Annotated in this window: 18 protein-coding genes; 6 read left to right on the forward strand and 12 right to left on the reverse strand. The window is 71.6% G+C overall.

Going from position 1 to position 18,323, the window contains the following annotated elements; translation table 11 throughout:
• Positions 1 to 118: 118 nt before the first annotated feature.
• Together KVS71_RS11075 and KVS71_RS11080 are read right to left on the reverse strand one after the other, a co-directional pair.
• On the reverse strand, positions 119 to 1,849 hold the full coding sequence (locus KVS71_RS11075) for a sodium:proton antiporter (RefSeq protein WP_060922488.1): 1,731 nt from the start codon (positions 1,847 to 1,849) through the stop codon (positions 119 to 121).
• A 45-nt stretch (positions 1,850 to 1,894) separates the two neighbouring features.
• Positions 1,895 to 2,203 carry a MerR family transcriptional regulator gene (locus tag KVS71_RS11080; RefSeq protein ID WP_060922487.1) on the reverse strand — a complete coding sequence of 103 codons (309 nt, stop codon included), beginning with the start codon at positions 2,201 to 2,203 and terminating at the stop codon, positions 1,895 to 1,897.
• A gap of 129 nt (positions 2,204 to 2,332) precedes the next feature.
• Here KVS71_RS11080 and KVS71_RS11085 point away from each other — a divergent pair, with 129 nt between their 5' ends.
• The 5 genes from KVS71_RS11085 (at position 2,333) to KVS71_RS11105 (ending at position 5,758) form a co-directional block, all read left to right on the forward strand.
• A complete protein-coding gene (locus KVS71_RS11085; RefSeq protein WP_060922486.1) occupies positions 2,333 to 2,755 on the forward strand; it encodes an Hsp20/alpha crystallin family protein in 423 nt (140 codons plus the stop codon).
• A gap of 67 nt (positions 2,756 to 2,822) precedes the next feature.
• The gene (locus KVS71_RS11090) at positions 2,823 to 3,050 is read left to right on the forward strand and encodes a DUF2795 domain-containing protein (RefSeq protein WP_217584549.1); all 228 of its coding nucleotides are present in this window, start codon (positions 2,823 to 2,825) and stop codon (positions 3,048 to 3,050) included.
• Between the two features lie 36 nt (positions 3,051 to 3,086).
• Complete coding sequence (locus KVS71_RS11095; RefSeq protein WP_217584550.1) at positions 3,087 to 4,124, forward strand: LLM class flavin-dependent oxidoreductase; 1,038 nt, start codon at positions 3,087 to 3,089, stop codon at positions 4,122 to 4,124.
• 386 nt (positions 4,125 to 4,510) lie between these two features.
• The gene (locus KVS71_RS11100) at positions 4,511 to 5,446 is read left to right on the forward strand and encodes a hypothetical protein (protein ID WP_217584551.1); all 936 of its coding nucleotides are present in this window, start codon (positions 4,511 to 4,513) and stop codon (positions 5,444 to 5,446) included.
• A gap of 105 nt (positions 5,447 to 5,551) precedes the next feature.
• Entirely contained in the window at positions 5,552 to 5,758 is a 207-nt protein-coding gene (locus KVS71_RS11105; protein WP_025105466.1) for a hypothetical protein, read from the forward strand.
• 166 nt (positions 5,759 to 5,924) lie between these two features.
• On the opposite strand, the gene pheA is transcribed toward KVS71_RS11105, so the two are convergent.
• Positions 5,925 to 6,908 (reverse strand): prephenate dehydratase, encoded by a 984-nt coding sequence (pheA, locus tag KVS71_RS11110; RefSeq protein WP_060923520.1) that lies wholly within the window; start codon positions 6,906 to 6,908, stop codon positions 5,925 to 5,927.
• A 45-nt stretch (positions 6,909 to 6,953) separates the two neighbouring features.
• Between pheA and pgm the strand changes: the two genes are divergently transcribed.
• On the forward strand, positions 6,954 to 8,597 hold the full coding sequence (gene pgm / locus KVS71_RS11115; RefSeq protein WP_217584552.1) for a phosphoglucomutase (alpha-D-glucose-1,6-bisphosphate-dependent): 1,644 nt from the start codon (positions 6,954 to 6,956) through the stop codon (positions 8,595 to 8,597).
• 419 nt (positions 8,598 to 9,016) lie between these two features.
• On the opposite strand, the gene KVS71_RS11120 is transcribed toward pgm, so the two are convergent.
• The 9 genes from KVS71_RS11120 to KVS71_RS11160 all read right to left on the reverse strand — a co-directional run bounded on the left by KVS71_RS11120 (position 9,017) and on the right by KVS71_RS11160 (position 18,283).
• Entirely contained in the window at positions 9,017 to 9,835 is an 819-nt protein-coding gene (locus tag KVS71_RS11120; protein WP_217584553.1) for an ABC transporter ATP-binding protein, read from the reverse strand.
• A gap of 11 nt (positions 9,836 to 9,846) precedes the next feature.
• On the reverse strand, positions 9,847 to 10,881 hold the full coding sequence (locus tag KVS71_RS11125; protein ID WP_217584554.1) for an ABC transporter substrate-binding protein: 1,035 nt from the start codon (positions 10,879 to 10,881) through the stop codon (positions 9,847 to 9,849).
• 30 nt (positions 10,882 to 10,911) lie between these two features.
• Entirely contained in the window at positions 10,912 to 11,763 is an 852-nt protein-coding gene (locus tag KVS71_RS11130; RefSeq protein WP_025105461.1) for an ABC transporter permease, read from the reverse strand.
• Between the two features lie 141 nt (positions 11,764 to 11,904).
• Positions 11,905 to 13,008, reverse strand: coding sequence for a glycerate kinase (locus KVS71_RS11135; protein ID WP_217584555.1), 1,104 nt, complete (start codon positions 13,006 to 13,008; stop codon positions 11,905 to 11,907).
• Positions 13,005 to 14,072, reverse strand: coding sequence for a LacI family DNA-binding transcriptional regulator (locus KVS71_RS11140; protein WP_217584556.1), 1,068 nt, complete (start codon positions 14,070 to 14,072; stop codon positions 13,005 to 13,007). Before KVS71_RS11140 ends, KVS71_RS11135 begins: the two co-directional genes overlap by 4 nt.
• A 43-nt stretch (positions 14,073 to 14,115) precedes the next feature.
• Positions 14,116 to 14,880 (reverse strand): sugar phosphate isomerase/epimerase, encoded by a 765-nt coding sequence (locus KVS71_RS11145; RefSeq protein WP_217584557.1) that lies wholly within the window; start codon positions 14,878 to 14,880, stop codon positions 14,116 to 14,118.
• A 102-nt stretch (positions 14,881 to 14,982) separates the two neighbouring features.
• Positions 14,983 to 15,900 (reverse strand): sugar phosphate isomerase/epimerase family protein, encoded by a 918-nt coding sequence (locus KVS71_RS11150; protein WP_217584558.1) that lies wholly within the window; start codon positions 15,898 to 15,900, stop codon positions 14,983 to 14,985.
• A complete protein-coding gene (locus KVS71_RS11155) occupies positions 15,897 to 17,117 on the reverse strand; it encodes a DUF993 family protein (protein ID WP_217584559.1) in 1,221 nt (406 codons plus the stop codon). Before KVS71_RS11155 ends, KVS71_RS11150 begins: the two co-directional genes overlap by 4 nt.
• Positions 17,114 to 18,283 carry a Gfo/Idh/MocA family protein gene (locus KVS71_RS11160; RefSeq protein ID WP_217584560.1) on the reverse strand — a complete coding sequence of 390 codons (1,170 nt, stop codon included), beginning with the start codon at positions 18,281 to 18,283 and terminating at the stop codon, positions 17,114 to 17,116. Before KVS71_RS11160 ends, KVS71_RS11155 begins: the two co-directional genes overlap by 4 nt.
• Positions 18,284 to 18,323 lie beyond the last annotated feature (40 nt).

Raw genomic sequence — 18,323 nt, forward strand, 5'->3', positions numbered from 1 at the left:
TGCGTGTCCCCCTTCCCCTCCCCCGCCGACCCACCCCTTTGCGTGCGTCCCGGCCCTTTGCGCACGGCCGGAACGGGGTGGGTCGACCGGAAGGGGGTGGGTCGAGGGGAGGGAGGGGTCAGTTGCGGCTCAGGGGGCGGGTCGCGCCGCGGGTGTCGAGCGCGAGCTCCTCGGCGTCCATCGCGGCAAGCAGCTCCCGCATGACCTCCTCGTCGAGCTCCCCGGCATCGCGCTCCGCGACGAGGATCTCCCGTCGCACCTGCAGCCATCCCTTGGTCAGCGCGACGAGGTCGTCGTAGGACGGGCGGGCGACGGTGTCCTCGACCTGCTGCGCGTCGTCGGTGTCCTTCTCCACCCGGGTCATGCGCTTGGTGAAGGCATCGAACATGCCGAGGTCGACCTCGCCGTGCTTCTGCTCCCACTCCCGGCGCTTCTCGGCGAGGTACGCCTTGCCGGCCTCGCGGCTCTTGGCCTTGACCATCTCCAGCGCCGCGACGTCCTCCTCGTGCTCCTCGTCACCCGCGATCTCCAGACGGCGGATGAGCAGCGGCAGTGTGAGCCCCTGCAGCAGGAGCGTGCCCACCGTGACGATGAAGGCGACGACGACGATGGCGTGCGCGGCCTCGGTGTCGAGCCCGGCCAGATCCGCGGCGGCCACCGCGATCGCCAGGGTCACCACGCCACGCATACCCGCCCAGGAGATGACGGCGTTGTCCTTCCACGTGAGCTGAAGGCCCGCCATGCGCTCCCGGACGATCTGCGTCCGCAGCTCATCCGTGCTCTGATCACGCCACCGCCGGGACCGCCGTCGCCGTTCGTCGAACTCCCCGGATGCGATGCCGCGATCCATGCGGGCGAGCCGGCGACGGTCCTGGAAGTTCGACCACGCGCTGATCGGGTAGATGTAGAGCGGCCGCACGACGAGCACCACGAGCAGCACGGCGCCGGAGAGCAGGAGGATGTGCCCCACCGACTCGCTGCCGAGATCGCTGAGCACCCGCGGGAACTGGAGGCCGATGTAGGCGAACACGAAGCTCTCCAGCAGCAGGTCGGCCGACAGCCACAGCGGCGCCTCCTGCTGCCGGGTCGTGTAGTCGGTGCGCGGGGCGTTGAAGCCGACGAACAGCCCCATGGCCACGACCGCGAGGACGCCGGAGCCGAGCAGGTGCTCCGCGATGTTGTACGCGCCGAACGGGGCGAGCAGACCGAAGGTGCCGATCACCACCGGGTCACCGATGCGCATGCGGAGCTGATGCAGGACGATCCCGAAGACGAGTCCGATGCCCACCCCCACACCGACGGCCAGGAGGAACTGCCCGATGCCATCCCAGATCGACACCGTCGCCCCGGCGAGGATGGCGGCGAACACCCGGTAGAGCGTGAGCGAGGTCGCGTCGTTGATGAGGCTCTCCCCGGACAGCACCGTCATGATGCGGCGGGGCAGACCGAGACGACGGCCGATCGCCGCCGCCGACACCGCATCCGGCGGGGCGACGATGGCTCCGAGCAGCAACGCGCCGGGCAGCGTGAGCGACGGCAGGATCCACCAGGCCACGAGTCCGACGGCGAACGCGGTGAGCAGCACCAGCCAGATCCCGAGACGGCGGATCTGCGGCAGGCTGCGCTTGAACCCGACGAAGGACACGTCGAGGGCAGCGGAATACAGCAGCGGAGGCAGCACGAGCCCGAGCAGCAGGTGCCCGTCGATCTCCAGCTCCGGCACGAACGGCAGGAACGAGGCGGCGAGCGCCACGACGGTCACGAGCAGCGGGGCCGGCCACCCCCGCGACCGCGCGACGGCCGCCACGGCGACAGCTCCGACGAGGACGTAGAAGATCCCGGCTTCCATGCGGAAAGCGTAGCGGCGTCGTCGGCGCCCCCTGTCCGCCGGGCGTCAGTCGCGGGCGGAGCGCACGCGCTCCGGCGCCTCCGCATCGAGAGCCTCCCGGAGGCCCGCGTTCTCGTCCTGCAGGTCGAGCACCCGCGCGATCCCGGCGATGTTGATGCCGTCGCCGCGGAGCTCGGCCGCGCGGCGCAGGCGGGTGATGTCGTCGTCGCTGTACCGGCGCGTGCCGCCGTCGCTCCGGGCCGGCGCGAGGAGGCCCTTGCTCTCGAAGAGCCGGATCGTCGCCTCGGGCAGGTCGACGAGCTGCGCGGCCACGGCGATGCCGTAGAGCGGGGTGCGCGAGTCGCGTGCGGTCATGAATGTCCTCGTCTCCGGATCGGGGTTGCGAAGATTCCTGCGTGTGTTCTATAACAAATCTATACCTCAGGTGCAGATAATCTGCACAACACCTCAGCCCTTGCAGGGCCGCACGAAAGGAGACACCTCATGGCACTGACCTTCGATCCCTTCAGCCAGCTCGACCGCTTCGCCGCGAGCGTCCTGGACTCCGTGCGCGCGCCCCGGTCGATGCCGGTGGACCTGTACCGCGACGGGGACCGCTACATCCTGCACGCCGACCTCCCCGGCGCCGACCCCGGCTCCATCGACGTCGACCTGGACGGCGGGCAGCTCACGATCCGCGCCCAGCGCACGGCCGACACCCGCGAAGGCGTGCGCTGGCTCGCCCGCGAGCGCGGCGCCGGATCGTTCCTGCGCCAGTTCTCGCTCGGCGACGGAGTGGACCTCGACAACATCAGCGCCTCGTACGAGAGCGGTGTCCTGTCGGTCGTGATCCCCGTCAGCGAACGGGCGAAGCCGCGCAAGATCACTGTCGAGTCCGGCGAACAGCGCCAGGCGATCGACGCCTGATCACCCCGGGGCGGTGCTGCGGCACCGCCCCGGCCGCACTCCTCTCTTCTCACGGAAAGGACGAACCATGGCACTCTCCTCGACCCTCGACCGGTTCCTCGCCGACATGGAGTACCCGGCGACCCGCGACGACCTCCTGCGCGAAGCCGCGCGGGAGGGGCTGCCGACGGACGACCGCGCGGCGCTGCACGACCTGCCGGAGCAGAGCTTCAGCGCCGCCTGGCTCATCCGCTACCGTCTCGCCAGGAACGCGCTCGCGGACGCGCTCGCCCCCGCCTCGCGCCTCGCCGCGTAGGGAATGCCGGAGCGGCCGCCGAGGTTGCATCCGGAGATGAACGACGTCGCCCTCTCCGTCCTCGACCTCGTGCCGGTCCGCTCCGGCCAGACCAGTGCCGAGGCCATCACCGCCTCCCTCTCCCTCGCCGCGACCGCCGACCGGCTCGGCTATCGCCGGTACTGGTTCGCCGAGCACCACAACATGCCCGCGGTCGCGTCGACCACGCCTCCGGTCCTCATCGCGGCCGCCGCCACGCGCACCTCACGCATCCGCCTCGGCTCCGGCGGCGTGATGCTGCCGAACCACGCGCCGCTGATCGTGGCCGAGCAGTTCGCCGCCCTCGAGGCCATCGCCCCCGGCCGCATCGACCTGGGCCTCGGCCGCGCGCCGGGCAGCGACCCCGTGATCACCCAGCTCCTCCGCGGGTCAGGGACGACGAGCGACGTGGAGCAGTTCCCCCGCCACGTGCAGGACATCGCGACGCTCTTCACCACCGACGGCGCCACGGTGCGCTTCACCTCCGGCGGGGAGTACACCGTGCGGGCGACCCCCGCCGCGACCGGGGTGCCCGAGGTGTGGCTGCTGGGGTCGAGCGACTACTCCGCGCAGCTCGCCGCCTCCCTCGGCCTGCCGTACGTGTTCGCGAACCACTTCTCCGGACAGGGCCTGGAACGCGCCCTCGACCTCTACCGCACGAACTACCGTCCGAGCGAGGAGCACCCGGAGCCGCGGACCTTCCTCACCGTGAACGCCGTCGCCGCCCCGACGGCGGAGGAGGCCGAGGCCCGCGCCCTGCCGCAGTTGCGGATGATGGCGCGACTCCGACTCAACCAGCCGCTCGTCGCGCTGGAGACCGTCGAGCAGGCCCTCGCCGCGGAGCACGACGCCGCGACCGATCAGGTGGTCGAGGCCGCGCGGTCGCGGTGGTTCGTCGGCACCGGGGAGTCCGTCGCCGCCGAGGTGCGCTCGTTCGCGTCGACCTACGGGGTGGACGAGGTCATGCTCTCCCCCGTCGCCGGTGCCTACGACGCGGAGCCGAAGGACTCGGCCGCGGGACGCGCTCAGACGCTGGAGCTCGTCGCGGGGGCGTGACCCGGCGCGAGCGCGGGCGCGTGCACGTTCCGTCGCGGGCGCGTGCCGTCGCGGGCGCGTGCCGTCGCGGGCGCGTGCGCGTTCCGTGGCGGGATCACTAACGCTCCCCCACGCGACCCGGGCGGCACGTTTCTGATCCCGCGTCCGATCGGTCACTTGGTGCGGGATCGATAACGGTCCCCGGCGCGCCTCCCGCAGCACCTTTCTGATCCCGCCGGCATGCGGGACGGAAAACGTGCCTTCGGCCACGATTGAAGGGCCACTTCTGATCCGGCGCGAGAGCAGGACCTCCGCCACAATCGCAGGTGCGCTCGAGTTGTCCACAAGAGCCGGGCGGAGGAGGATCATCCGTCGGGACGCCGATCGTGCACGGACAGCATGGACGGATGCGACACCGTGTGCCCCTCCCGCCCCACCTCGGCCCTCATTTCGCCGTCCGTGACGCCGCTGCCATCGGAGTCGGGCGGAAGAGGTACTCCAGCCGAGACCTCGCGCGGCCGTTCGCCGGGGTGCGGTCGGCGATTGAGCCCGCCACGTTCGACGATCAAGTCGCCGCGTACCTTCCGCGCCTCCGTGATGGCCAGGCGTTCGCCGGACGCACGGCCCTCCGGCTGTGGGGGCTTCCCGCGCCCGTCCGATGGGCCCCCGATGAGCCCCTCGACGTCGCCGTGCACACAGGGACCTCGCCGCCCCGGACGATCGGCGTCCGCGGGCGCCGCATCGCCCCGGGGAGGGCAGACACGTGGCGCATCCACGGAGTGCCGACGGTCGATCCGGTCAGTGCGCTGTTCCTCTGCGCGCGGGAGTTCGTATCCATGCCGATGATCGTCGCGCTCGATGCCCTGCTCACCTCGTCCGACGCCTATCCGGGACTGCGGACGGGTCGGCCCGTCGCCACCACCGAGAGCATCGACCGACAGCTGACGCGATGGGGGCGGTTCCCCGGGTGCGGTCGCATCCGCGACGCGCTTCCTCTCGCGCGCGCGGGCGTCGAGTCGCCGAAAGAGACCGAAACGCGTCTGCTCCTCACGAGCTTCGGCCTCCCGGAGCCCGCGATCCAGCACATCGTCACCGTGGACGGACGCTTCCTCGCCCGGGTCGACCTCGCCTACCCCGAATGCCGCATCGCCATCGAGTACGAAGGCGACGGCCATCGGACGGACCGCGACCGATGGCGGATCGACATTCGGCGTCAGCGCGACCTCGAAGATCACGGATGGCTCGTGATCCGCGTCACCGAGCTCGATCTGCGCGACGGTGGCGCTGCCCTCGCCGCCCGTGTGCGCCGTGCGCTCACGGTTCGCCAGGGCATCCGGGGTTGAGTCCTGCTCGGGGACGGGCATTGATCCCGCCCCCCACTCCCGGGGAGGGACTGGCCCCGGATGTCACGGAGGCGTAGCCTCGGCGGCAGAGAGAGGGGTTCGACGATGAGCACCAAGACACTCGCACTCTGGGTCGCGTACGGGACGAACGGGGTGGTGGGGAGCATCCGCCACGATGAGAACGGCTATGTGGTGACCATGGCGGGGGCGGATGCGGCGGCCGGAACCTATCCCAGCCTCGCCTCCGCGAAGGGCGCGCTGCACGCCCGTATGCTGCCGGGGAGCGCCTGGCCGCGATTCCAGGAGCACTGACCCGCTCCTCGTCGTGCGGGATCGAAACAGTGCCTCCCGAGCCGGTACGAGGTGCACTTCTGATCCCGCGAGACCTGCTGCGGTGGGAGATCGCGGCGGCGGGCGCGCGTGCGGCGAACGCGCGTTATCGATCCCGCCAACCGGGAGGTACGCGCGTGCGGGCGGGTCAGGACTCGGGTTCGCCGGAGAGGATGCCGCGGAGCCAGTCGCGGGCCTCGATGAAGACCTCGTCGGAGTAGCGGTCGGGATACTGCACGATCTGCCGGTCGGCGCGCGGGTACGACCCGAGGAACACCACGCGGGGGCTGAAGCGGCGGATCCCGAGCAGGGCGTCGGCCATCCGCTCGTGCTCGATGTGACCGTCCGCGTCGATCACGAACCGGTACCGGCCGAGTTCGTCGCCGATGGGCCGGGACTCGATGAGAGAGAGGTTGATGCCGCGCGTCGAGAACTGCTCCAGCATCTCGAGGAGCGAACCAGGGTGGTCGTGCGGGAGCTCGACGATCAGCGAGGTCTTGTCGGCACCGGTCGGCGCAGGCGAACGCGTGGTGCGGGTGACGAGGACGAACCGGGTCACGGCCGCCGCGTTGTCGCCGATGCCCTCGGCGAGCACGTCAACGTCGTAGTGCTGCACGATGCCGGGAGCGGCGATCGCGGCCTGTGCGGGCGAGGTGCCGTCGAGGACGCCGATGGCCGACGCCACGTTGCTCGCCGCCGGCACGTGCGAATGCGTCGGGAGGTGTTCGCCGAGCCAGCCGTGGCACTGCGCGTAGGCGACGGGGTGCGCGGCGATGACCTCGACCTGGTCGAGAGTGGTGCCGCGCGGCGCGACGAGGACGAAGTTCACCCGCACCAGGTACTCGCCGATGATCCGGAGCCCCGGCAGCGTCGCCAGTGCGTCCTGGGTGGTGGAGACCCCGCCCTCGATGGAGTTCTCGATCGCGATCATGGCTGCGTCGCTGCGTCCTTCGAGGACGTCCGCGAGCGCCTCGCCCACGTTGTGCACCGGTCGCCAGTCCTGCCCCCTGGCTTCGGCCACCTGGTCGAGCGCCGCCTCCGTGAAGGTTCCGGCCGGTCCGAGGTAGCTGTAGGTGCGGCGTGCAGTCACGGCGTTCAGCCTATCCCTCGGTGACTCATCGCGATCCCGCATGTCAAGGCGGATGCGAGCATCCGCCTCACGAGGCAGACTGAGAGCATGAGCAGCCGTGCCGGCCTCCCCGCGGAGGAAAGTGACCTGATCGACGTCGACGAGCTGATCGCCGCCTACTACGACCGCGTGCCGAATCCGGATGTCGCGAGCGAGCGGGTCGTGTTCGGCACCAGCGGGCACCGCGGCTCGTCGCTCACGAAGAGCTTCAACGAGAACCACATCCTCGCCACGACGCAGGCCATCGTCGACTACCGCGCAGCGCAGGGCATCACCGGTCCGCTCTTCCTCGGGCGCGACACTCACGCGCTGTCCCTCCCGGCGGAGCGCAGCGCCATCGAGGTCCTGCTCGCGAACGGGGTGGACGTACGCGTCGACGCCCGGGATTCCTGGGTACCGACCCCCGCGCTGAGCCACGCGATCCTCACCTATAACCGCGACCGCGCCGCCGACGACCCAGGTCGCGCAGACGGCATCGTCGTGACCCCCTCGCACAACCCGCCTCGCGACGGCGGCTTCAAGTACAACCCGCCCCACGGCGGTCCCGCCGACACCGATGCGACCGGCTGGATCGCCGACCGCGCCAACCAGCTCATCGCCGACGGCCTGACCGAGGTGCGCCGCGAGCGCTTCGCCGACGTGGACTGGGACGCGATCACCGGATACGACTTCCGCGACGCCTATGTGCGCGACCTCCCGTCGATCATCGACATCGAGGCGATCCGCCGCGCCGGCGTGCGTATCGGCGCGGACCCGCTGGGTGGCGCCTCGGTGGAGTACTGGTCGCTGATCGCCGAGATGCACGACCTCGATCTCACGGTCGTCAACCCCGAGGTCGACCCCACCTGGCGCTTCATGACCCTGGACTGGGACGAGAAGATCCGGATGGACCCGTCGTCCCCGTCGGCCATGGCATCGCTCGTGGCGAAGAAGGGCGACTACGACATCCTCACCGGGAACGACGCTGACGCGGACCGGCACGGAATCGTCACCCCCGACGCCGGGCTCATGAACCCGAACCACTTCCTCGCCGTCGCCATCGACTACCTCTTCTCGCACCGGGAGCACTGGCCGCGTGAGGCCGCGGTCGGCAAGACGCTGGTGTCGTCGATGATCATCGACCGCGTGGCCGAGTCGCTCGGGCGGCGTCTGCTCGAGGTTCCGGTCGGCTTCAAGTGGTTCGTGCCCGGACTGCTCGACGGCTCCGTGGCGTTCGGTGGCGAGGAGTCGGCGGGGGCCTCGTTCCTCCGACACGACGGCTCCGTGTGGTCGACCGACAAGGACGGCATCCTTCTCTGCCTGCTGGCGGCCGAGATCCTCGCGGTGACCGGCAAGACCCCGTCGCAGCGCTACGCCGAACTGGAGGACGCCTTCGGCGCCTCCGCCTATCAGCGCGTCGACGCCCCCGCGACCCCCGAGCAGAAGGCGACGCTCGGCAAGCTCGCCCCGGAGTCGGTGACCGCGACCACTCTCGCTGGCGAGGACATCATCGCGAAGCTCTCGCACGCCCCCGGCAACGGTGCGGCGATCGGCGGCCTCAAGGTGCAGACTCCGCACGCCTGGTTCGCCGCGCGGCCGTCCGGAACCGAAGACGTCTACAAGCTCTACGCCGAGAGCCTGCGCGGTCCCGAGCACCTCGCCGAGGTGCAGGCCGAGGCCCGCGCCGTGGTGTCCGCCGCCCTCGGCGACTGATCCTCCCTCCCTCGGCGCCGCCTCCCGGGCGTGCTGCGGGATCGAAACCGCTCCCCTCGGCCGCCGCCGGGGGGAGTTTTCGATCCCACCCTGCGGCTCGGAACGGACGAGCCCGCGGCGGGATCAAGAACGGGCCCACCAGACATCGGGGAGGGACGTTGTTGATCCCGCTAGCCGGGGCGTGGGGGGATGGAACGCGCGAAGCCCGTGGCGGGATCGAGAACAGGCCGCCGGCGCCGGTCCGTCTGCCGCTCCTCTTGCGGGATCGAAAACGGGCTCGCCGGGGAACTCGGAGGGACCTTTTCGATCCCGCTCCGCTGACTGCCCCTGCCGCGGGATCGAAAACGGGTCCGGGGGACGCTGGGGAGGGGCGGTTTTGATCCTGCACGCGGGCGAGGGACGGGGGCGGGGGCGGGGGGTCAGTCGGCGTCGGTGGAGGAGCCGAGGAGCTCTCGGACGCGGCTGGAGACGCGGTGGAACTCCTCCGTCTCCAGAACATCGGCGTAGCCGCGGCGGGCCGGGAGGTCGACGCGGTGCTCCTCCAGGATCCGCCCGGGTCGCGGCCCCATCACGATCACGCGACTGGCGAGGTAGACCGCCTCCGCGACCGAGTGGGTGACGAGCAGCACGGTCGTGCCGGTGGCGCTCCAGATCCGGTTGAGCTCGACGTTCATGCGCTCGCGCGTGAGGGCGTCGAGGGCACCGAACGGCTCGTCCATGAGCAGCACCCGCGGCTCGTGCAGCAGCGCGCGGCACAGCGACACCCGCTGCTGCATACCGCCGGAGAGCTCGTGCGGCAGCGACTTCTCGAAGCCGGTGAGCCCGGTCATCTCGATGAGCTCGTCGGCACGGGCCTGGGCCTTGCGCATGTCCATCCCGCGCATCTCGGCCTGCAGGAGGATGTTGCCGCGGACGCTGCGCCATTCCAGGAGCGCCGCCCGCTGGAACACGTAGCCGATATCCTGCCGCGGACCGCGGACCTCGTCGCCGCGCAGGCGGATGCTGCCGCGGCTCGGAGCGGTGAGTCCTGCCACGGCCTTCAGGAGCGTCGACTTGCCGCATCCCGAGGGCCCGGCGATGGAGAGGAACTCCCCCTCCTCGACGCGCAGGTCGACGCCCTCGAGAGCCGTGACCTGGCGCCGCTTGGAGGCGAAGGTGATCGCGAGATCAGAGACCTCGAGCGCCGGAGCGGTGCTCGTGGCCGCGAGTCCGCGTTCCTGCTGAACGTGAGTATCCATGACGATCGGTCTCACTTCCCGGGGGTGAAGGCGTCGTCGAAGTAGGTGTCCACGTCGCCGTCGCCCGAGATGAGCCCGGCCTCGGACAGGACCTCCAGCGTGGACTCCCAGTCCTCGGTGGCGTTCGCGCCGGGAGCCTGGCCCTCGGTGGCGTCGGTGTGGAGCAGCTCGATGGTCTCCTCCCACTGGTGCAGCAGGACCTCCTGCGACGGCATCTGCGGGTCCTTGCCCTCCATCGCGGCCACGGCCGCCTCGGGGTCCTCCTGCGCGGCCTCGAAGGCCTCGGAGGTCGCCGCGACCAGCGCCTCGACGAGCTCCGGGTCGTTCTCGATGGTGTCGGTGGGCGCGATGAGGCCGTTGCTGAAGAAGTTCAGGCCGGCGTCGGAGTAGCGCAGGTACTCGACGTCCTTGCCGCTCTTGTCGGCGATGGTCGGGCCCTGGTCGTGCGCGAAGCCGATGAGCCCGTCGACCTTCCCGGACAGCATGGCGGCGATCTTGCCCGCGGCGTCGAGGTTCTGCTGGGTCACGTCGCCCTCCTCCAGCCCCACGGCCTCGAGGTACATCGGGAAGGTCGTGGTCGGGGCGTCTCCCGCGGAGACCGCGATGGTCTTGCCCTTGAGGTCTTCCGGGCTGGAGATGCCGGAGTCGGCGAAGACCTGGACGGCCGACGGCGTGGTCTGCAGGAAGACGCCGACGCTCTTGATGCCGACGCCCTTGTCGATGTTCGCGAGGACGGCCGGGGTGTCCGCCCAGCCGAAGTCGACCTGCCCCTGCCCGACGGCCTGCGCGGTCTTCGTCGAGCCCTGGCCGGCCTTGATCGTGAGGTCGATGCCGTGCTCCTCGAAGATGCCCTGGTCGACGCCGTAGTAGAACGCGGCATGCTCGCCGTACGGGTACCAGTTGAGCATGAGGGTGACCGGCGTGAGCTCGCCGCCGTCACCGTCGCCGGAGCTCGCCGGGGCCGTCGATCCTCCGCAGCCGGAGAGGGCGAGCACCGCGGCGGACGCGAGGGCGATCGAGCTGAGGATGGTGCCTGACTTCTTCATCAGTGCCTTCTTTCGTGGGGGCGAGGGGGGTCAGAGTCGGACGGTGGCCGCGGCGACGTCGCGCTTGGAGGCGTGCCACGGGATGAGGAAGCGCTCGGCGATCTGGATGATGCCGAAGAGGATGACGCCGAGCAGCGACATGATGATGAGCGCGGCGAAGAGCATGGCGGTGTCGAGGTTGCCGTTGGCCTGGAGGATCACGTAGCCGAGGCCCTCGTTCGCGCCGACGAACTCGCCGACGACGGCACCGGTGACCGCGAGCGTCGCGGCGACCTTGAGGCCGGAGAGGAGCTCGGGCAGCGCCGCGGGCAGCCGCACCTTGAGGAAGGTCTTGAAGCGGCTCGCTCCCATGGTCGACGCGAGCTGGAGGATCTCCGGGTCGACGGTGCGCAGACCCGCGAGGCCCGAGATGACGACGGGGAAGAACGCCATGAGCACGGCCACAAGGATCTTCGGCTCCGCCCCGAACCCGAGCCACACGACGAACAGCGGGGCGATCGCGATCTTCGGGATGACCTGCGCGAAGAGGATGACGGGATAGAGCGTCTGCTCCAGGCCCCGCGAGTAGACCATGAGCACGGCGACGAGGACGCCGACGACGACCGCGATGACGAATCCGATCACGGTCTCGTAAGTGGTGACCCAGGTGTTCTGCGCGAGGTAGGCCGCGTTGTCGGTGAAGGCGGCCCAGGTGTCGGCCGGCGACGGGATGATGAACGCCGGCACCCACCCGAGGCTCGTGGAGACCCACCAGAGCGCGAGCACCGCGAGCACGAAGACGAGCGGATGCCAGTGGCGGCTCCACCAGCGGACGATGCCCGGAGGCTCGGGACGATCGGCGGCCAGCGCCAGGGTCATGGTCGCGGAGGGGGCAGACGACATGGGGTCCTCGACATCTTCGTGAAGGATTCGGGAAAGCGCATTCCCGTTCGGTGTTGCGAGTCTATGCCGACGCTTCTGCCGTGTCAACGCATGGCCGTGTCCGCACCGTCGTCGCCCCCGCAGGAGGGGCGTCCGGGCCGGTCACCGCGTCCGGGCGAGAGCCGCGCCCGCGACCCGCAGCCAGCGTGCGGGATCGGTCAGGGCGGCGGTCGTCGACCCCGCCAGCGCGGTCAACGACACCGCCTCCGCGAAGAGGCTCGTGTCTGCGTCGTCCGCGATCCGACCCGCGGCGAGCAGAGGACGCGCCCCTGCCTCGGCGGCGAGCGCGGCGAGGAACGACGGCACCTTCCCGTCGCCCGACTGGCCGTCGTAGGACCCCTCGCCGGTGATCACGACCCCGGCACCACGGACGGCGCCAGCCAGATCGATGAGCGCGGCCACCTCAGCCGCCCCCGGAGCGAGGACCCCGCCCCAGCGAACGAGAGCGGCGCCCGTCCCCCCGGCGGCCCCCGTGCCCGGCAGCTCCGGGTCGACGGGCAAGAGGGCGGCGAGATGGGCGAGCGCGTCGTCGACGCGCGCGATGTCCTCCGGTGCCGTGAGCCCCTTCTGCGGGCCGAACACCGCTGCCGCGCCGCGCGGGCCGGTGAGCGGATTCGTGACATCGGTCAGCACGCGGACGTCGGGTGCCGCGCGCAGGGCCCCGAGATCCGCCGTGACGATGTCCGCCAGCCCGCGCGCGCCCCGCGCGACCGGATCGCCGCCCGCGTCCAGGAAGCGTGCCCCGAGGGCGGTGAGCATGCCCGTGCCCCCGTCGGTGGAGGCGCTGGAGCCGATGCCGAGGATCAGGCGTGAGACGCCGTGATCGAGCGCCGCGGCGATCGCCTGCCCGAAGCCGGTCGTGTCGGCGTCCCAGGGGCGCAGACCGTCGAGGAGCTCGATGCCCGAGGTCGAGGCGATGTCGACGACGCCGGTGCCGCCGGGGGCGTCGGTCGTGCTCGGCAGGAGCAGCCACGACGTCTCGACGGGAGCGCCCGCCGGACCGTCGACCGTGATGGGCATCCGTCGCGCGTCGGGCACCGCCGTGGCGAAGGCGGCGACGGTCCCCTCCCCGCCGTCGGCCATCGGACGGAGCACGATGTCCGCAGCCGGCCCGACCTCCCGCCAGCCGTCGGCGAGTGCCGCGGCAGCGTCCGCCGCCGTGATCGTGCCCTTGAAACTGTCCGGCGCGATGACGACCCGGGTCATGCCCGCAGCCCCGGGGTGCTCGCACGCACGACCACCTCGAGCGGGAGCGTCGGCTGCTGCCAGTCCTCGTCGACGATCGCGCGGAAGGCCTGGTAGCCGGCATCGCTCAGCGGCACGCAGACCGTGGTGAGGGCCGGGGTGACGTCGCGACTCGAGGGCACGTCGTCGAAGCCGCAGACCGCGATGTCGGCGCCGACCTCCCGGCCCGCTGCACGGATGGCCGCCATCGCGCCGATCGCCACGACGTCGCTGATGCCGAACACCACGGTGCCCTCGGGGACACCGGCGGCGAGGGCTTCGGTCATCGCCGTCGCCCCGGACTCCCGACGGAAGTCTCCGCGGACGGTCTGCGCGACCTCTCCGCCGCCTTCCGCGAATCCGGCGCGGAATCCCGCCAGCCGGTCGTCCGAGGTGCGCACGCCCTCCGCCGCCCCGACGAGTACCGCCGAGCGGTATCCGAGTTCCGCCATGCGACGCCCGAGCGCGGCGGCCCCGGCCCGGTTGTCGATCTCCACCCGGCGATCGCCGTCGCCGTCCGCGCCGAACGCGACGACGCGGCCGCCGAGCCGGGTGAACTCGGCGAGCTCGCGAGCGGTCTCGGCCTGCCCCTCCTCCTGCGTCCGCGAGGCGGCGAGGATGAGGCCCTGCGGACGCTGGCCGCGCAGGGCGCGGACGATGCGCGCCTCCCGCGCCGGGTCGCGCTCGGTGATGGCCACGGTCACGACGAGGCCCTGCTCATCGGCTCCGCGGGCGACGCCCGACGCGATGAGGCCGAAGTAGGGGTCGGCGATGTCGGCGACGAGGAGCGCGATCACCGGCGAGCGTCCGCGGGCGGTCGCCTGCGCGGAGACGTTGGCCGTGTAGCCGAGGGCCTCGGCGGCGGCCTCCACCCGTTCCCGGAAGGGCGCCGCGACCTTGCGTTCGGAGCCGTTGAGCACGCGGGACGCGGTCGCCAGCGACACACCGGCCTCGAGTGCGACGTCATGCAACGTGGGCGCCGGTCCCCGGGCGTGACGGGGGCGACGCGCGGCCGGCGGCTCTGCCGGTGTGGCGGACGGGGTCATGCTCCGAGCCTACCGACGGGAACGGAACCGCTTCGAGGGGCGCTCACGGCTGCCGCCCGAGAAACCCGAGGAGGGCGGCGGCTTCCCCGGCGAGGAGCTCCGGGGCGTCGTCGGGCACGAACTCCAGCAGGGCGTCGCGCGGCGGGTGCGCGGAGGCGGCGGCGTCCGCGAAGAACCGGGTCCACAGTGCGGACCGCGAGCGGAGCGGATGGCGCTCGGTGCGCGGCCACCAGGAGAAGACATGAGCGGCGGAGACATGGGGGCCGAGCCGGCGGAACTCCTCGAGCACCACGGGGACGGGGGCGCCGACCGTGGGCTGCCAGTACGTCGACAGCATCGGATGATCGACCTCGTGCAGCAGCTCGAGGGTGGCCGGGGCGGTGTCGGCGAGCGTGCCGCCGTGGAACTCCAGGGCGAGCCCGATGCCCCGGGCAGCCGCTTCGACCGCCGCCGCGCGGAGGCGCGTCACGACGCGGGCACGCTCGGGCGCGGACACCTCCGCGGAGCCGTGCTCACCGGCCCACACCCGCACGCGGTCAGCACCCAGGGCCGTGGCGCTGTCGAGGACCGCGGTGAGCGACTCCTCCGGACCGGCGCGGAAGTACGACCCGTACGACGCGACGGCGAGTCCGGCATCCGTGGTCATCCGCGCGACCTCCGCCGCGCGGTCGACCTCTCCCGGCGGCACATGCACGTCTCCGCCCCACTCGATCACGTCGAGACCCGCGGCGGCCGCGAGCGCGACGATCCTCTCCGGCGGCAGGGCACGGAACGTCACCGAGCACAGTCCCGCACGGATCCCCGTCATCCCGTCATCCTCTCAGTCCTCCCGATCCCCCCGACCCCTTCCGGCCCGTTCCCTCCGCCGTCGTCGTGCATCCGGAACCACGGAGGACCGGGGAGTCCGGACTCACAGGTGGGGGGCGACCGCCGTCGCGAAGGCCTCGGCCGTGCGGCGGACCACACGGGCCGGGTCATCGGCCCAGACGTCGGCATGGAAGATCTCCACCTCGATGTCGCGGTCGTAACCGGTGTCCTGCACGGCCCGGGTGAGGGTTGCGAAGTCGATCACACCGTCCCCCGGATAGTGCCGGGAGAGGAGGGGATCTGCGGCGAGGGGGGTCTTCCAGTCGCACACCTGATACGTGGCGATGCGGCCCTCGCGTCCGGCCCTGGCGATCTGGTCGAGCACCTGCGGGTCCCACCAGATGTGGAACGTGTCGACGGCAGCGCCGACCACGGCAGGGTCGAAGTCCGCGGCGATGTCGAGCGCCTGGCCGAGGGTCGAGACCACCGCACGGTCCGAGGCGTACATCGGATGCAGCGGCTCGATCGCGAGGGTGACCCCGGCGGCTCGAGCGTCGTCCGCGAGGGCGCCGATGGCGTCGCGGACGCGCTCCCGCGCCCCGATGAGGTCGCGCGACCCCTCGGGCAGACCACCCGCGACGAGGACCAGCACCGCGGTCGAACCCTCCGCACCGGCCGCCGCGAGGGTGGCCGTCTCCTCGATCGCCCGCCGGTTGTCGTCGAGCGCGGCTTCGCGCTCCGGACCTGCCGGAAGCGTGAAGAAGCCCCCGCGGCAGTGCGTCGTGAAGCGCAGTCCGGAGTCGGTCAGCATGCGGGCGGCGACATCGAGGCCCACCTCCTGCACGGGCTCCCGCCACAGACCGATGGCCTCGACCCCCGCCGCCGCCGTGACACGCAGGGCCGTCGCGAGGTCCGCGTGCTTCACGGTGGCCTGGTTGATCGAGAGCCGCGGGTGCGGCACGGTCCCGACGGCGGCCGCCCGGGACTCGCGCTCCGCCGCCAGGCTCCGCGGGGCGGTCATGCGTCCACCCCGTTCAGCCGGAGCAGGCCGTGCCAGCGCTCCCGCGCGAGCTCCGGCCGCTCCAGGGCGAGCGCCCCGTTGGCCAGCTCGACGATGCGGCTGAGGTGCGGCAGGCTCCGCGCGGAGTGCAGCCCCCCGACCATCTGGAACGCCGGCTGATGACCGTTGAGCCAGGACAGGAACGCGACCCCGGTCTTGTAATAGAAGGTCGGCCCCGCGAACACCTGCCGGCTCAGCTCCTCCGTCGGTCCGAGGAGGGCGAGGTACCGCTCGGGGTCGTCCGCGTCGAGCGCCTGGATCGCGGCGGAGGCCACCGGGGCGAGAGCGGCGAACGCGCCGAGCAGTGCATCCGAGTGGCCGCGCGACGCGGACCCCTCGGGCGCGGCAGCCCCGGTCAGACTGTCCCCGCCGATGAGGCCGACGTAGTGGAAGTCGTCGCCGGTGAACATGCGCACGCCCTCCGGCAGCCGCTCGCGGACCCAGACCTCGGACTCCGCGTCGAGCAGACTCATCTTCACGCCGGCGACCGCGGCGCGGTTCTCGCCGATGATGTCGAGCAGCACCTCGGCGGCCTCCTGCCACGCGGGACCGCCGCTCCCCCCGGAGGACGAGGGCGCGAAGTACCCCGCCAGCTCCGGATCGAACGCGGTGCCGAGCCAGTGCAGCACGACGGGGACCGATGCGCGGGAGAGCACCTCCCGGTACACGCGGCGGTAGTCGTCCGCGCTCTCCGCGACCCTGGCCAGGTGCCGCGAGGCCATGAGCACCGGCCCCGCCCCCTGCTCCTCGGCGAAGTGCAGCTGCTCGAGATAGGCGGCGATCACCTGATCGAGCGGGATGCGCGCCTCCTCGATGTGGTCGGTGTTGACCCCGACCACGACTGAGCCGCCCTCCTCGCGCGCGACCTCCGCACTGCGGGCGATGAGCTCGCGCACCGCCGTCGCATCCAGACCCATGTTGCGCTGTGCGGTGTCCATCGCGTCGGCCACGCCGAGTCCCCACGAGTACACGTTGCGGCGGAACGCGAGCGTCGCGTCCCAGTCGATGTCGGCCGGCTGCCCCGGGGTGTTGTCCGCGTACGCCTTCGGGACGACGTGCGCGGCGGCGTAGGCCACCCGGCTGCGGAGCGGACCCTCCGGCCGCGTGACGGCGTCGGCCTCCCGGAGCTCCGTGTCGGCGGTGCGGCCGTCGGCGGCGAGCAGGCGGAGCGTGGTCATGCCCGGTCCAGGGTCAGCGGCTCGAGCACGATCTTGCGCCCCTCGGCGCTGGACGCGAGTCCGGCCTCGGCGAACTGGACCCCGCGCGCGCCGGCGAGCAGGTCGAACGGGTAGTCCGTGCCGAGGACGAACGAGGTGAGGTACTCCTCCCACTGCTGCCGGAAGCCGTTCTGGAACACGTCGTTCGTCGGCACCTGCTGCCAGTCGGCGTCGTAGTCGTGGCTGTCCTCCAGGTCGGGGTTCCACACGGGCTTCGGCGTGGCGTTGCGCGGCTGGATCTTGGCACCGAACAACCCCACGACGGCGGAGCCGTGCGTGCCGTCGACCTGGAACTCCACGAGCTCGTCACGGTTCACCCGCACGGTCCACGAGGAGTTGATCTCGGCGATCGCCCCGCCATCGAGTTCGAAGATGCCGTAGGCGGTATCCTCGGCCGTGGCCGTGTAGTGCTCGCCCTTCTCGTCCCAGCGGTCGGCGATGTGCACGGCGGCCTGCGCGTAGACGCTCTTGACCTCGCCGAAGAGGTTCTCCAGCACGTAGTTCCAGTGCGGGAACATGTCGGTGATGATGCCGCCGCCGTCCTCCGTGCGGTAGTTCCAGCTCGGACGCTGCGCGGGCTGCCAGTCGCCCTCGAACACCCAGTAGCCGAACTCGCCGCGGACGGAGAGGATGCGGCCGAAGAAGCCGGAGTCGATGAGGCGCTTGAGCTTCTGCAGCCCCGGGAGGTAGAGCTTGTCGTGGACGACGCCGGTCTTCACGCCGGCGTCGCGGACGAGGCGGGCGAGCTCCAGGGCCTCGTCCAGCGACTCGGCGGTGGGCTTCTCGGTGTAGATCGCCTTGCCGGCGGCGATGGCCTTGCGGATCGCGGACGCCCGGGCCTTCGTGACGAGGAAGTCGGCGTAGATCTCCCATCGCGGGTCGGCGAGGGCGGCGTCGAGGTCGGTCGTCCAGTCCTCGATGCCGTGCTTCGCGGCCAGCTCCGCGAGCTTGGCCTCGCTGCGTCCGACGAGGATCGGCCGCACGGTCACGCGCGTGCCGTCCGGAAGCTCGATCCCGCCCTCGTCGCGGATCGCGAGGATCGACCGCACCAGGTGCTGCCGGTATCCCATGCGCCCGGAGACGCCGTTCATGATGATCCCGATCTCGCGGGTGGGGGCCTGTGCCATCTCGGTCCGTTCCTCTCGGTGGAAGCTGTCGGCGCTGACA

The organism is Microbacterium sp. GbtcB4, assembly GCF_019091465.1.
GTDB lineage: Bacteria > Actinomycetota > Actinomycetes > Actinomycetales > Microbacteriaceae > Microbacterium > Microbacterium paraoxydans.

Coding starts and splice junctions, on each gene's coding strand:
- KVS71_RS11075 (WP_060922488.1), bottom strand. CDS start 1,849: ATGGAAGCCGGGATCTTCTACGTCCTCGTCGGAGCTGTCGCCGTGGCG.
- KVS71_RS11080 (WP_060922487.1), bottom strand. CDS start 2,203: ATGACCGCACGCGACTCGCGCACCCCGCTCTACGGCATCGCCGTGGCC.
- KVS71_RS11085 (WP_060922486.1), top strand. CDS start 2,333: ATGGCACTGACCTTCGATCCCTTCAGCCAGCTCGACCGCTTCGCCGCG.
- KVS71_RS11090 (WP_217584549.1), top strand. CDS start 2,823: ATGGCACTCTCCTCGACCCTCGACCGGTTCCTCGCCGACATGGAGTAC.
- KVS71_RS11095 (WP_217584550.1), top strand. CDS start 3,087: ATGAACGACGTCGCCCTCTCCGTCCTCGACCTCGTGCCGGTCCGCTCC.
- KVS71_RS11100 (WP_217584551.1), top strand. CDS start 4,511: ATGCGACACCGTGTGCCCCTCCCGCCCCACCTCGGCCCTCATTTCGCC.
- KVS71_RS11105 (WP_025105466.1), top strand. CDS start 5,552: ATGAGCACCAAGACACTCGCACTCTGGGTCGCGTACGGGACGAACGGG.
- pheA (WP_060923520.1), bottom strand. CDS start 6,908: ATGCGGGATCGCGATGAGTCACCGAGGGATAGGCTGAACGCCGTGACT.
- pgm (WP_217584552.1), top strand. CDS start 6,954: ATGAGCAGCCGTGCCGGCCTCCCCGCGGAGGAAAGTGACCTGATCGAC.
- KVS71_RS11120 (WP_217584553.1), bottom strand. CDS start 9,835: ATGGATACTCACGTTCAGCAGGAACGCGGACTCGCGGCCACGAGCACC.
- KVS71_RS11125 (WP_217584554.1), bottom strand. CDS start 10,881: ATGAAGAAGTCAGGCACCATCCTCAGCTCGATCGCCCTCGCGTCCGCC.
- KVS71_RS11130 (WP_025105461.1), bottom strand. CDS start 11,763: ATGTCGTCTGCCCCCTCCGCGACCATGACCCTGGCGCTGGCCGCCGAT.
- KVS71_RS11135 (WP_217584555.1), bottom strand. CDS start 13,008: ATGACCCGGGTCGTCATCGCGCCGGACAGTTTCAAGGGCACGATCACG.
- KVS71_RS11140 (WP_217584556.1), bottom strand. CDS start 14,072: ATGACCCCGTCCGCCACACCGGCAGAGCCGCCGGCCGCGCGTCGCCCC.
- KVS71_RS11145 (WP_217584557.1), bottom strand. CDS start 14,880: ATGACGGGGATCCGTGCGGGACTGTGCTCGGTGACGTTCCGTGCCCTG.
- KVS71_RS11150 (WP_217584558.1), bottom strand. CDS start 15,900: ATGACCGCCCCGCGGAGCCTGGCGGCGGAGCGCGAGTCCCGGGCGGCC.
- KVS71_RS11155 (WP_217584559.1), bottom strand. CDS start 17,117: ATGACCACGCTCCGCCTGCTCGCCGCCGACGGCCGCACCGCCGACACG.
- KVS71_RS11160 (WP_217584560.1), bottom strand. CDS start 18,283: ATGGCACAGGCCCCCACCCGCGAGATCGGGATCATCATGAACGGCGTC.